The organism is Plantibacter sp. LMC-P-059a, assembly GCF_030209505.1.
GTDB lineage: Bacteria > Actinomycetota > Actinomycetes > Actinomycetales > Microbacteriaceae > Plantibacter.
This window is the reverse complement of record NZ_JARVRZ010000006.1, coordinates 533,273-546,400: the sequence shown is the minus strand read 5'-3', so window position 1 is coordinate 546,400 and position 13,128 is coordinate 533,273. Positions and strand designations below refer to the sequence as shown.

General features: G+C 70.7%; 13 protein-coding genes. 6 read left to right on the top strand and 7 right to left on the bottom strand.

Features of this window, described 5'->3' with window-relative positions; all coding sequences use genetic code 11:
• Positions 1–35: 35 nt before the first annotated feature.
• The 4 genes from QRN27_RS15905 to QRN27_RS15890 form a co-directional block, all read right to left on the bottom strand.
• Complete coding sequence (locus QRN27_RS15905; RefSeq protein ID WP_369796463.1) at positions 36–1,007, bottom strand: carbohydrate ABC transporter permease; 972 nt, start codon at positions 1,005–1,007, stop codon at positions 36–38.
• Between the two features lie 6 nt (positions 1,008–1,013).
• Entirely contained in the window at positions 1,014–2,300 is a 1,287-nt protein-coding gene (locus QRN27_RS15900; protein WP_056010615.1) for a sugar ABC transporter substrate-binding protein, read from the bottom strand.
• 252 nt (positions 2,301–2,552) lie between these two features.
• Complete coding sequence (locus QRN27_RS15895) at positions 2,553–3,236, bottom strand: FadR/GntR family transcriptional regulator (RefSeq protein ID WP_285043070.1); 684 nt, start codon at positions 3,234–3,236, stop codon at positions 2,553–2,555.
• Positions 3,233–3,961 carry an SDR family oxidoreductase gene (locus QRN27_RS15890; protein WP_285043069.1) on the bottom strand — a complete coding sequence of 243 codons (729 nt, stop codon included), beginning with the start codon at positions 3,959–3,961 and terminating at the stop codon, positions 3,233–3,235. Before QRN27_RS15890 ends, QRN27_RS15895 begins: the two co-directional genes overlap by 4 nt.
• Positions 3,962–4,057: 96 nt before the next feature.
• Here QRN27_RS15890 and QRN27_RS15885 point away from each other — a divergent pair, with 96 nt between their 5' ends.
• Together QRN27_RS15885 and QRN27_RS15880 are read left to right on the top strand one after the other, a co-directional pair.
• Positions 4,058–4,828, top strand: coding sequence for an SDR family NAD(P)-dependent oxidoreductase (locus QRN27_RS15885; RefSeq protein ID WP_285043068.1), 771 nt, complete (start codon positions 4,058–4,060; stop codon positions 4,826–4,828).
• Between the two features lie 270 nt (positions 4,829–5,098).
• Positions 5,099–6,004 (top strand): serine hydrolase, encoded by a 906-nt coding sequence (locus QRN27_RS15880; protein WP_194671404.1) that lies wholly within the window; start codon positions 5,099–5,101, stop codon positions 6,002–6,004.
• A 161-nt stretch (positions 6,005–6,165) separates the two neighbouring features.
• Here QRN27_RS15880 and QRN27_RS15875 read toward each other — a convergent pair whose 3' ends face one another.
• Positions 6,166–6,597, bottom strand: a complete 432-nt coding sequence (locus QRN27_RS15875; RefSeq protein WP_285043067.1) for an NUDIX hydrolase — start codon at positions 6,595–6,597, stop codon at positions 6,166–6,168.
• Positions 6,594–7,394, bottom strand: coding sequence for a lipase family alpha/beta hydrolase (locus QRN27_RS15870; RefSeq protein WP_285043066.1), 801 nt, complete (start codon positions 7,392–7,394; stop codon positions 6,594–6,596). Before QRN27_RS15870 ends, QRN27_RS15875 begins: the two co-directional genes overlap by 4 nt.
• Positions 7,395–7,583: 189 nt before the next feature.
• Here QRN27_RS15870 and QRN27_RS15865 point away from each other — a divergent pair, with 189 nt between their 5' ends.
• Entirely contained in the window at positions 7,584–8,174 is a 591-nt protein-coding gene (locus tag QRN27_RS15865) for a DUF4190 domain-containing protein (RefSeq protein ID WP_285043065.1), read from the top strand.
• Between the two features lie 190 nt (positions 8,175–8,364).
• Here QRN27_RS15865 and QRN27_RS15860 read toward each other — a convergent pair whose 3' ends face one another.
• Complete coding sequence (locus QRN27_RS15860; protein WP_285043121.1) at positions 8,365–9,822, bottom strand: glutamyl-tRNA reductase; 1,458 nt, start codon at positions 9,820–9,822, stop codon at positions 8,365–8,367.
• Positions 9,823–9,942: 120 nt separating this feature from the next.
• Here QRN27_RS15860 and hemE point away from each other — a divergent pair, with 120 nt between their 5' ends.
• From hemE to QRN27_RS15845, 3 genes are all read left to right on the top strand, one after another.
• On the top strand, positions 9,943–11,034 hold the full coding sequence (gene hemE / locus QRN27_RS15855; RefSeq protein WP_285043064.1) for a uroporphyrinogen decarboxylase: 1,092 nt from the start codon (positions 9,943–9,945) through the stop codon (positions 11,032–11,034).
• Positions 11,031–12,575: a protoporphyrinogen/coproporphyrinogen oxidase gene (locus QRN27_RS15850; protein ID WP_285043063.1), complete on the top strand. Its 1,545-nt coding sequence runs from the start codon at positions 11,031–11,033 to the stop codon at positions 12,573–12,575. Before hemE ends, QRN27_RS15850 begins: the two co-directional genes overlap by 4 nt.
• Before the next feature lie 140 nt (positions 12,576–12,715).
• Positions 12,716–13,123, top strand: a complete 408-nt coding sequence (locus QRN27_RS15845; protein WP_056010646.1) for a hypothetical protein — start codon at positions 12,716–12,718, stop codon at positions 13,121–13,123.
• Positions 13,124–13,128: the final 5 nt, after the last annotated feature.

The following is a 13,128-nucleotide window of genomic DNA, read 5'->3' as shown; positions in this document are numbered from 1 at the left end:
TCGAAGGGCGGTGGTGGGGGCGGGGGCGTGGGTTGTCACAGTTCGTCCTCCTTCATGAGGGCGCGGATGTAGACGATCGTGATGCCGAGCAGCACGAGGGTCAGCAGCACCGCGATGGCCGAGCCGAAGCCGTACCGGTTCTGCCCGAAGGACTCCACGTAGGACCACACGCCGAGGTTCAGCACCTCACGGTTCGAGCCGGAACCACCCGGCATGAGGTAGATCTGCGCGAACACCTTGAAGTCCCAGATCGTCGACAGGATGATGACGACGGAGAACACCTGACGCAGCGACGGGAAGGTGATCTGGAAGAAGCGGCGGAACGCGCCGGCCCCGTCCATCTCAGCGGCTTCCAGCATCTCCTTGGAGACGCCGAGCAGGCCGGCCAGCACGGTGATGGCCACGAACGGGAACCCGTGGTGGATGACGTTCAGCAGCGCGATGCCGTAGAACGTGAACTGGTTCGTGAACCAGTTGAAGGGCTCGTCCATGAGCCCGGCGCCCATGAGCGTCTGGTTGACGATGCCGCGGTCGGCGTCGAAGATCCAGACCCACACGTAGGTGCCGGTGACGGCGGGCATCGCCCAGGCGACCATGATGGCGCTGCCGACGATGGTGCGCCAGAAGGAGCCGAGGTTCGCCATGAGGAGGGCGACGAGCGTGCCGAGGACGACCGTGCCGATGACGGCGGCCGCCGCGAAGAAGACGGTGTTCGGGAGGACGACGGTCCAGAGCGTCGGGTCTGCGAAGACCTCGGCGTAGTTCGCGCCGCCGTTGAAGTTGGTGTCGCCGGAGACGATCTCGCGGAGGCCGTAGTCCTGCAGGGAGAACAGCACGACCCGGATGAGCGGCCAGAGCAGGAGGACGGCGAGGATGAGGAGGGCCGGCGTGAGCAGCAGCCAGGGGCGGGTGCGCATGAGGAGCCGCAGGCGCTTGGGGGAGGGGCCCCCGGCCACCCGCGAAGCGGGGGCTTCGCGGGTGACCGTGGGCGGGGTGAGGGTCGACACGATCGGCTACTTGCCGTTCATGATGTCGTCCATCTCGGTGGCGGCGTCGGTCGTCGCCTGGTCGACCGACTTGCTCCCGGAGAGGATGGCCTGGATCATCGCGTTGGTGGTCTTCTTCGCCTGCACCGCACCGAACTTCGGGGTCACGGGGAGGGAAGCGCCGCCGTCGACGAACTGCTCGGCGAAGGGCTTCACCAGCGGGTCGTCGCTCTCGGTCGCGTCGCTGAGCAGCGAGGTCTGGCCGGGGAAGTACCCGGTCTGCTCGGCCCACTCGGAGGCGTACTTGCCGGTCGTCATCATCTCGATGAACTGGAACGCGAGGTCCTTGTTCTTCGAGGTGTTGAACATGCTGAGGTGCGAGCCGCCGAGCACGGAGGGCGACATGCCGCCGTCCTCACCCGGGATCGGGATGGCGGCGAACTTGCCCTCGAGCTCCGGGTTCTTCTGCACGATGGTGGCCGGGGTCCAGGAGCCCATGATCGCCATGGCGACCTTGTCCTGCACGAAGTTGTCGAGGACGTCGGTCTCCTTCCAGGTGGTGGCACCTGACGAGGAGAGGTCGTACTTCGTGGCAAGGTCGGTCCAGAACTGGATGCCCTTGCGCGAGTCGTCGCTCGCGAGCTGGGACTTCCAGGTGTCGCCGTCGAGCTCGGAGACCTCGCCGCCGGCACCCCAGACCCACGGGTAGGCCGTGAACTCGGCGTCACCGGGGACGGGGAACGGGATCATGTCGGGCTTCGCGGCCTTGATCGCGGTTCCGGCGTCGATGATCTCCTGCCAGGTGGTCGGCGCCTTGAGGCCGAGCTCCTCGAAGACGTCGGTGCGGTAGACGATCGAACGGACGCCGGCGTACCAGGGCATGCCGTAGAGCTCGCCGTCGTAGGTGCCTGAGTCGGCGAGGCCCTTGACGAGGTCGTCCTTCAGGCCGGCCTTGTCGACGTAGTCGCCGATGGGGGCGAGCGCGCCGGCGTCGGCGAACTCGGCCGTCCAGGTGGTGCCGGTCTCGGCGACGTCCGGCGTGGTGTTGCCGGCGATGGAGGTGACGAAGCGGTCGTGGGCGTCGGCCCACTGCACGTATTCGACCTTCAGGGTGGCGCCGGTCTCCTTCTTGAAGGCCGAGCCGACCTCCTTGAAGAAGGCCTCGGAGTCGGGGTTGGTGCCCTGCATGATCCAGACGGTGAGCGTCTGGCCGTCGGCCGAGACGTCGCCTGAGCCGGATCCGCCACCGGCACAGGCGGTGAGGCCGAGTGCCGCGGTGGCGAGGACGGCCAGCGGAAGGGTGCGCTTGCGCATGGTGCTGCTCCTCGATTCTGGGATCGGGAGTCCGAGCCGTCGTTGGCCCGGGATCCGTGATGACCGTGGGGTCGATCCCTGCTGTTTTCAGTGGGTGTGGAAACAGTATTCAATAAGTACAGGGAGCTTGCAAATATTTTCCAGCACTGCAACACGGTCGTTACCTGCGTGACGCGCGTGTTTCACGAAGCTGCGAGAACCGTGTGCGGACGGGGTGTGCGGGCCCGCGCGAGCGGCCTTCCCGCGAGGCGCTCAGGCGGTGCGGACGATGATCGCGCGCATCGCCGCTGCGGCGGCGTCCCCGTCGCGTCGCTCGACGGCGAGCGCGAGGTCCCGGTGCAACAAGGCATCGTCGAGGTCGATCGCGCCCGCCGGAAGGCGGTCGACCCGGTCCACGAGGGCTGCATCGATGGCGTCCCCGACGCGGTCGAGCAGCGGGTTCGCGGCAGCCCGGCGCAGCAGCCGATGCAGCCGGAGGTCGGCGTCGAGGAAGGCCTCGACGTCCTGGACCGCCGCGGCATCGAGGAGCGCGTCGCCGATCGAGCGCAGCTCGAGCGCGTCCGTGTCACGGCGTCGATCCGCCGCCAGGCGGGCGCACTCGGGCTCGGTGGCGGCGCGGAGTTCACGGATCGCCAGCAGCGTGGCGTCGCGCCGTCCGCTCGCGAGCGACCAGCGGAGCACACGTGGCTGCAACCAGTCCCACCGCTCCGGCGGCTGGACCGTGTGGCCGACATGGGCCTTCCCCTCGAGGAGGCCGAGCCCGCCGAGGACGCGGGTCGCCTCGCGGACGACGGACCGCGAGTGTCCGGTCCGCCCGGTCAGTTCCTCGACCGTGCACACGGCGCCGGGCGGGAGCCGTCCTTCGACGATGTCGGAGCCGATGCGGTCGAGCGTGCGCTCGAACGCCGAAACCCCCGGGGAGCCGGCGACGGTCACCGCGCGGCGGCCGGGCGGGTGGGTGAGATGACCAACTCGTCGATCCGGACGTGGGAGGGACCGTCGAGGACGAAGGTGACCGCGCGGGCGATGTCCTCAGGGGTCAGCATCGTCTCCCGTGCCGCGGCGTCCGGCACCTGTGGTCGCATCGAGAGGAAGGGGGTGTCGACGTCGCCGGGGCAGAGGTGGGTCGCACCGACGCCGTTGACCCCCTCCTCCTCGTTCAGCGTGGCGCAGAGGGAGGACAGCGCGGTCTTGCTCGCGCTGTAGGCGACGCCGCCCTTGGTGGAGAAGCGCCACCCGGCGAAGGAGGAGATGACGACGACCCGGCCCTGCGCCGCGCGGAGCCCCGGCAGCGCGAGGTCGATCGCGCGCGCCACCGAGGTGAGGTTCGTGTCGACGATCGTCGCGAATTCGGCCATCGACTGGTCGTCCCAGCGCCGCCGCGGCGAGTTCAGTCCCGCAGCCGTCACCAGGTCGTCGACCGTCCCGAGCTCGGCGACGATGCGCTCGTGGGCACGCGCGAGTGCCGCGGGGTCGGTCGCGTCGGCGGCTGCGGCGAGGGCTGTTCCGCCCGCTGCGGTGATCTCCGCCACCGTCTCGTCGAGCGCCTCCGCCCGGCGGCCGGTCACCGCCACCCGACGCCCGGAGCGGGCCGCGGCCAGCGCGACCGCTCGTCCCATCCCGCTTCCGCCACCGGTCACCCACAGCACTCGATCCGTCATGGCTTCAGTGTAGGCACGGTAGGCCATTCGTATGTTTTAATCGCCTGGCATGGGCGGCACTGCGGTCGACCAGGCCACGACTGGACGGAGACATCGATGTTGCTGGATCTGACGGACCGCCGGGTGATCGTGACCGGAGGAGCGCGCGGGATCGGTCGGGCGCTCGCGGAGTCGTTCCTCGCAGAGGGCGCTCGCGTCGCGGTCCTCGACCTCGACGTCACCCCGCTCGACGACTTCCTCGAGGCGTGGGGTGACGCCCTCGCCGCGATCCCGTGCAACGTGCGCTCCGAGACCTCGGTGACGGAGGCGGTCGCGGAGGCCGCCGCGCGCCTCGGCGGGATCGACGTCCTCGTCAACAACGCGGGCGTCAACGTCGAGGCGCTCCTCGAGGAGACGAGCGACGACGCCTGGACGGCGTGCTTCGACGTGAACGTCGGCGGGGTCTTCCGGATGTCGAAGGCCGTCATCCCCTATCTGAAGGAGCAGGGCTCGGGCCGGATCATCAACGCGGCCAGCTTCGCGGCGATCATCCCGAGTGTCGGCAGCGCGGCGTACGCGGCGTCGAAGTCGGCGGTGGTGCAGCTGACGAAGGTCCTCGCCAGCGAACTCGGCCCGTGGAGGATCACGGTGAACGCCTATGCGCCAGGCATGGTCCCGACCGCGATGAACGGCTTCGCCGAGCTGCCCGCCGATCGGCAGGACGCCTTGCTCGACACCCTGTCGCTGCGCCGGTGGGAGGAGCCGGAGGACGTCGCGAACGTCGTCCGCTTCCTTGCGAGCGATGAGGCGGGCTACGTGACCGGAGCATTGATCGACGTCAGCGGTGGCAAGTTCGCGACCCAGTTCCCGGCTCGCGCCCGCGGCTGATCCGCGCGGATCCGGTGGCCGCCGCCGGGTGGTCGGAACGGCCGATTCCGCCTCGACGAAAGCGACAGTCGTCGGATCGACGCGCCCGGGGAACGGTTCCTGAGCACGGATTCGCAGCCAGCCCGAAGGACGCTTACGATACCGTGGACGGCACATCCGGAAGCCCGCTGAGCGGGTCCCTGGACGGCAGTCGAGTGGGCTGACCGGGGCAGGTCCACACCCCGCATCATCGTCGGGATCACCATCTGGAGCAGAGGAGTTCGGTCAGCCGTGGCTTCACGAGTGCAAGTGTCCGAGCGTCGCCGATCACGCGATGCGCGTCGAGGGCGCCACCGGGCCGCAGCGCCGATCGAACCGTTCACCCGAGGGTTCAGCGCCCTCGGCGAGCTCGCCGCCTCGGGCGCGCAGGTCAGCCTCCGGATCAACGACATCACGACCGGCGAGATGCTCATGTCGGCCGACGACCACGTGGTCGTCCCCACCGCCTCGATCGGCAAGGTCCTCCTCCTCATCGAGGTGGCAGCGCGGCTCGGTGACACCGACTTCAGCGGGCTCACCATCCTCGACCGCGAACCGCTCGACGCGGTCGCCGACTCCGGCATCTGGCAGCACCTGCAGGCACCGTCCCTGCCCGTCGCCGACCTGGCGGCGCTCGTGGGTGCCACGAGTGACAACCTCGCCACGAACGTCCTCCTGCGTCACATCGGCCTCGAAGCCGTCCGGCACCGCGCCGAGGAGATCGGACTCAAGCGGACGGCGCTGCTCGACATCGTGCGCGACCACCGGGGTCCCGACAACGCACCCCAGCTCTCCGTCGGCTCCGCCCGCGAGCTCGCCTGGCTGTTCCAGGCCCTCGCGACGGGCGAGATCGTCGACGCGACCACGAGCCGTCGCGTGCTGGCGTGGTTGTCGCTCAACACCGACCTCTCCCTCGTCGCCTCGGGGTTCGGCCTCGACCCGCTGGCGCATCGCGAACCCGACCACGGCATCCAGCTCTTCAACAAGACCGGTTCCGGCGTGGGTGTGCGCGCCGAGGCGGGCATCCTCCGCGGCCCGAACGGCGCCGTGAGCTACGCGGTGTGCACGAGTTACGACGACACCGAGCTCGGAACGCGACTCGGCGTCGTGGACGCCGTCCGCACCCTGGGCCAGGACCTCCTCGAATACGTGCACTGAGCCCGCCCGGTCCCTGAGGTCACCATCCCCGGTCCCGGAGCCCAACTCCCGGTCCCTGAGCCTGTCGAAGGGCCACCCGGTCCCCGAGTCAAACCCCCGGTCCCTGAGCCAAACCCCCGGTCCCTGAGCCAAACCCCCGGTCCCTGAGCTTGTCGAAGGGCTCAGTCGATGCGCCCCAAGGCCGCCAGGCGCTCGAGCACCTCGCGTCCGGCGGGCGGGCAGCGGTCGAGCGACTCCGTCCCTACCCAGTGCACCGCGCTCACCTCGGCCGAGGGCTGTGGGACCGCGTCCGTCTCCGCCGCGAAGACGTGCATCCGGACGAGCCGGCCGTCCGGTTCACCGTGGGCCTGTGTGAGGACGGTGAACAGCGGCGTCACACTGGCCGGGTCGAGCTCAACCGCGATCTCCTCGCGGGCTTCGCGCACCGCGGCCTCGGCCGGCGTCTCGCCCGCGTCGATCTTCCCGCCCGGCATGTAGAGGACGTCGCGCCCTCGGGCCGTGACCATGAGCACCCGTCGGTCCCGGACGATCGCGACGGCGGACACGAGGATGTCGGCGAGCGGTCCGCGCCCGCCTCCGGTCGGATCGCTCATCGGGTCGTCGATCCGTCCCGGTCGTGGTGTGCGTCTCGCCGTTCCGCGAACCCGTCGACCGCCAGCTCCACCGCCTCCCGGAGCTCCCTCGTGCTGAGGATGACGAAGTGGCCGGGGACGGGCAGGAGCACGTTCGTCGCCCCTGGCAACACGCTGCTCGACGGGACGTGGGGGTCGAAGGTGCTGTAGATCGAGACGATGTCGGCGTTCACGTCATGGGGTGCGCCGAGCGCGACGATGGTCTCGTCGGTCGGCAGGAACGCGCGGAGGCTCGGGTCGACGACGTACTTGGCGAGCACCGACCCGGAGAAGGGCGAGCAGATCGCGACGACGCCGAGCAGCCCGAGACGTTCTCGATCGGTCAACAGGAGCTCCTTCCCGACGAGGCCCCCTTTGCTGTGCGCGACGATGACGCAGCCTGCGTTCGGCTTCGGCAGGCGGCCGAGCGCCCGGGCGAAGCGGGCCGCGGTGTCGCGGATCGGTTTGCGGTTGTAGCCGAGGCCGCGCGCGATGCGGATGCGGTACCCGGCGGCGTTCAGGTGGTCGGCGACCGGCTTGAGGAAGGCCCAGGTCTCGTAGACGCCCGGGATCAGGACGACGACCGGGCGTCCGGTGTCACCGCGGCCGTACTCGCGCGGGATCCGGCCGCTGAAGAAGGCCCTCGTGTGCCACACCACCGAGTGGATCCAGTCGACGGCGACGATCCCTGCGATACTCAGTGCCCCTGGTCGTTCCGCAACGGGTGGGGTGTCAGCGAGCGCGACATCGTCGGCATCCGCCACCGATTCCTCGTCCATCCGCACCCCCTCGTCCATCTTGCCACCGGCCGGCGCTGCCGCCGTCGTGTGCCGTGGTCGCCGCGCTCGACCGGGGTGGCGCGAGCCCAGTGATCCTGCGGGAACGCGGGTTACGCTGTGTTGACAAGGCGACGGCGCGCTGCAAGCATGAGTCCGTTCGTCGAACCCCTATGCGCGAGGTGCACCCACATGACCGATCCGAACTCCGGCCAGCCGAACGACCCATACGGTCAGGGCCAGGCTCCCCAGCAGCCGCCCTACGGCGAATCGCAGGTCCCGCCGGCTCCGCAGTACGGGGAGCAGGCGCCGCAGTACGGTCAGCCCTCGCCCTACGGTGAGCAGCAGACCCAGCAGTACGGTGAGCAGCCGAAGTACGGTCAGCAGCAGTCGCCCTACGGTGAGCAGCAGCAGAACCCCTACGGTCAGCCGCAGGCTCCGTACGGTCAGCAGCAGAATCCCTACGGCCAGCCCGCAGCGCCCTACGGTCAGCCGCAGGCACCGTACGGCTACGCGCAGCCCGCCGCCCAGAAGACGAACGTCATGGCGATCATCTCGCTCATCGCGCCCTTCGTCGGGTTCGGCGTCGTCGGTCTCGTCCTCGGCATCATCGCCCTGGGTCAGATCAAGCGCACCGGTGAGCAGGGCCGTGGCCTCGCGCTCGCCGGCACGATCGTGAGCGGTGTGTCGGTCCTCGCCGGCATCATCGTCATCATCTTCTACTTCCTCCTCCTCGCCGGCATCATGGGCACGGCGGCCACGTACGACTACGACAGCTACTGATCCACAGCCTGCTCGGCAGGCGGAGTCATGACGGGCATCGGCATCGCGCCGGTGCCCGTTCGTCGTTGTTGCCGTCCAAGCCCTTCGACAGGCTCAGGGACCGAAGCACTCAGGTCCCTGAGCGGCGCCGTCCGAGCCCAGTGTGGACTTGTCCGGTCCCTGAGCTTGTCGAACGGCGGAGGCCGTCAGCCTAGGACGCGGAGGCGGCCGAGTCGGTGTCGGTGACCGGCACGACGGCCGCGGGAACCTGCGGGACCTCGATGCCGAAGAGCGTCTGCAGCGCCGTGGTGTACGCAGCCTGATCGCCGTTGCGGGCGAGGTTGCGCGCCCGGACGGTCGGTTCGTGGAGGAGCACTCCGGCGAGGTGGCGCAGGGCGCGGGCGGTCGAGCCGTCGTCGTCGCCGCGTGCCGTCGCTCGGGCGACCTCGGCTTCGACCAGGGCGTGCACGTGGCTGCGGAGGGCGACGACCGCGGGTTCGAGGCTGCGTTCCTCGCCCACGGCGGCGAACTTCTGGGCCGCGCGGCTGACGATGGAGCGGGCGACCTCGGTGGCCTGCAGCTCTTCGAGCGGCGCGTGGATCCGGATGGTCTCGAGGTCGAGGAGGACGACACCGGCGACCGTGGCGACGTCGGGGTCGACGTTGCGCGGCAGGCCGAGGTCGATGACGAGCTGGGCCGAGGCGTGCGGCACGGGGCACTCCGCTGCGGCTTCGGTGATGACGTCGTGGACGAGCTCCGATACCCCGGTGGGCTCCAGCTCGGCGGCCGGCGCGGCGGCACCCGACACGAGAGAGAGGATCGGTGCGTCCTGGGCGGCACCGGCGCGGGCACGGTGGTCGGCTGCGACCGCTGCGCGACCGGCACGGAGCAGCGCGGCGTCGACGACGTGGCCTTCGGCGGTGGTGCAGGTGACGATGATGTCGACCTCGCCCGTGGTGCGCGCGAGCTCGTCCTGGCCGATCCAGCCGATCTCGTGGGAGCGAGCGAACTTCTCGGCCCGGCCGGAGGGCGAGTGCACGAGGACGTCGGTGACGCCGCGGTCGCGGAGGGCCGCGAGGCTCGCTCCGGCGTAGGCCCCGGTGCCCACGAGGAGGACGCGCTGCGTGGCCCAGTCGTCGATCCGGCTCTCGGCGAGATCGAGGGCGAGCCGCACGATCGAGCGGCCGGCGCGGCCGAGCGGCGTGCGGTTCTTGATGCCGCGGGAGGTCTGCGAGGCGCGCTGGAACAGGCGCTCGAGTTCGGAGCTGGTGGTGCCGCCGGCCCGAGCGGACTCGAGCGAACGCCGGACCTGCCCGGCGATCTCGCCCTCGCCGACGACGACGGACTCGAGCCCGGCCGACACGGCGAAGAGGTGCTCGGCGGCCGCGGTGCCGACGCTGAGGTCGAACACCTCGCGCAGCTGCTCGGCGGGGATGCCGGTGGTCTCGCTGACGGCCTCGGCGGCGGCCTCGAAGGCTACGGAGGCGGCTGCGGTGACGGGCTCGTCGAGGTCGATGTAGGCCTCGAAGCGGTTGCAGGTGGCCACGACGACGGCCCCGGAGACGCATTCGTGGTGGGCGACCAGGCGCGCGGCAACGCCCTCCGCGCCGACTGAGAGTCGTTCGAGGAGGTCGAAGGTGGCGTTCTTATGGCTCGCCGTCACACACATGAGCACCCGTCGAGTGTACCCGAGCGGGCACGTCGGCCTCTCCGGGAAGCCACCCAGGTGACCCTCACCGAGCGGTCGGCTCGCCGCACTCGTGCAGGAGGGAGATGGGAGGATGGAGGGGTGAGTCTTCCACCCGAACATCCCCTGGTCACCGGCACCACCGAGGCGTCGCCCCTCATCACCGCGTACCGCGGCACCCGTCCCGAGCGGACCCCCGTCTGGTTCATGCGGCAGGCAGGTCGGTCGCTGCCCGAGTACCGCGAGCTCCGGATCGGCACGGCCATGCTCGACGCCTGCCTCGACCCCGAGATGGCGAGCGAGATCACCCTGCAGCCGATCCGTCGCCACGGCACGGACGCGGCCATCTTCTTCAGCGACATCGTCGTGCCCCTGAAGCAGGCCGGCGTCGCCGTGGAGATCGTGCCGGGCCGCGGACCGGTCATGGGCTCCTCCGTGCGGACGGCCGCCGAGGTCGACGCGCTCGTCGCCCTCGACCCCGCGGTCCTCGACGACACCCTGGAACCCATCCGAGCCGGCGTCGCGCGCACGGTGGCGGGGCTCGCCGGCATCGGCGACGGCTCCACGCCGCTCATCGGGTTCGCCGGCGCACCGTTCACCCTCGCCGCCTACCTGGTCGAGGGTGGCCCGTCGAAGGACCACCTCGCCGCCCGCACCCTCATGCACGCCGACCCCGAGTCGTGGGCTCGGCTCATGGCCTGGTGCGCCGACGTCACGGGCCGTTTCCTGCGGGCGCAGATCCTCGCCGGAGCGTCAGCGGCGCAGCTGTTCGACTCCTGGGCGGGCGCCCTGTCGCTCGACGACTACGAGCGGTACGTCGCTCCGGCCTCACGAGCGGCCCTCTCTCATGTCGCCGACCTCCCGGTGCCGAAGGTGCACTTCGGTGTCGGCACGGGCGAGCTGCTCGGCGCCATGCACCGGGTCGGCGCCGACGTCGTCGGGATCGACTACCGGCTCGCGCTCGACGAGGGCATCCGCCGTCTCGGGGGGACCGTGCCCGTGCAGGGCAACATCGACCCGGCGCTCCTCGCCGCACCCTGGCCGGTGCTCGAGGCGCACGTGCTCGACATCCTGCAGCGCGGCACGGCGGCGCCGTCCCACGTCCTCAACCTCGGCCACGGCGTCCCGCCCGAGACCGACCCGGACGTCCTGACGCGCATCGTCGCCCTCGCCCACGATTGGCAGCCGTCATGAGCCTCGAACCGAAACGTCTCGTCGTCATCGGTGGTGGCGCGGCGGGCCTCGTCGGCGCGGTCGACTGCGCCAGGGTCGGGATCGCGGTGACCGTCGTCGAGGCGCACGAGTCGTTCGGGGGAGCGCTCGCGGCCGCCGACGTCGCCGGCCTCCGGGTCGACGTGGGGGCGGAGAGCTTCGCGACGCGTGGCGGCTCGGTCGCCGAACTCATCGAGCAGCTCGGCCTCACCGACCGCGTCGTCCGACCGAATCGGGCCGGTGCGTGGCTGCACGTCGCGAAGCCGGGTCAGGCCCAGCGGAGCGTGCCGCTCCCCAAGGCCGGGCTCCTCGGGATCCCGACGAACCCGCTGGCGGACGACGTCCGGCGGGTCATCGGCTGGAAGGGCGCCCTGCGCGCGTACCTGGACCGCATCCGTCCGCCGCTCACGATCGGTTCCGAGCACAACCTCGGCGCGCTGGTCAGGAAGCGGATGGGGACCGCCGTCCACGACCTCCTCGTCGCCCCCGTCACCTCGGGCGTCTACTCCGCCGCTCCCGACGACCTCGACGTGGACCGCGCGGCTCCCGGGCTGAACCAGGCCCTCACGCGTACCGGCGCACTCTCGCTCGCGGTCGCGGCGCTCCGGGAGAACGCTCCGGCAGGCGCAGCGGTCGGCGGTCTCGACGGCGGCATGACCGTGCTCATCGACGGGCTCGTCGCCGAACTCGAACGGTGGGCGTCCACGCTCATCACGGGCGTCGCCGTCACGGCGATCTCCCGGCATCCGTTCGACATCGATGTCGACGGTCCAGGCGTCGGGCTCGGCGACGCCGGACTCCCTCGCATGAGTGAACGTGCCGCAGACCCGGGAGCCAGGCCTGCCCCCTGGTACGTCGCGCTGACGGACGGGCGGGTCCTCGAAGCGGACCTCGTCCTCATCGCGGCGCCGGAGCAGTCCGCTCGTGCCCTGCTCGCCGATGTGGGTGCGTCCCTGCGCGAGTTGCCGGCCGCCGGCGACGACGCGGGCGACCCACTGCTCCCCGCCCCGATCGAGCTCGTGACGATCGTGCTCGACGAGCCGGCCCTGGACGCGGCGCCCCGTGGCTCCGGGCTGCTCGTCGCGCCCGGTTCGACCCTCCACGCGAAGGCGCTTACGCACTCGACCGCCAAGTGGGCCTGGCTCGCCGGACGCGCGAAGGAACAGGGGGAGCACCGACACGTGATCCGCCTGTCGTTCGGTCGTCAGGGTGAGGCCGACGCGACCAGTGAGCTGTCCGACGACGAGTTGCTCGCAGTCGCGCTCGCCGACGCGTCGGCCATGCTCGGTGTCCCGCTCGACCCGGACACCGTCCGAGGCTTCCACCGGATCTCCTGGACGGGGACGCAGCCGACCGCGGCGCGTGGGCAGCGCGAACGTTCGACCGCGATCCGCGAGGCCGTCGCAGAGGTCCCGGATCTCGCGGTCACCGGCGCCTGGTTGTCCGGTACCGGACTCGCCTCGGTCGTCCCGGACGCCCACGAGGCGGCCGCGCGTCTCCGTCACCAGGCGCTGCAGCGGTAGACGATCGGCGGCGGCCATATGCCCGACCCGGCATCTTTTCCTGTCAACCCCCGACCCGATGGTGGCGCCGGACGGACACCCGACTACGCTGGTCCCGTTGGATGCAGCAACCCAGCACCACTCGAACAGACGGAGGCGCCATGAAGGGCAAGGTCATGTTCGTCGTCGGTGGGCTCACGGGCTACGTGCTCGGGACCCGCGCCGGACGCGAACGCTACGAGCAGATCAAGACGCAGTGGGTCAAGCTGTGGAACGCGAAGCCGGTGCGTGCACAGCGCGGCAAGGTCGAGGACTTCGCCAAGGCCCGCATCAGCGAGGTCCCCGCAGCCCTGTGGAGCGGTGTCAGCGCCGTCGCCAAGGTCGTCAGCCAGCAGGGCTCCACGCCCGGCCAGAAGCTCGACCGCGCGATCTCGAAGACCGAGGACACCGTCCAGGACGTGGCCGACACCGTCTCCGACGCGCGTACGGCCTCCGGCACCTCCACGTCGACGGCCTCGAAGCCTGCAGCACGGAAGCCCGCGGCTCCGAAGCCCAAGAGCGGCGAGTAGCGCCG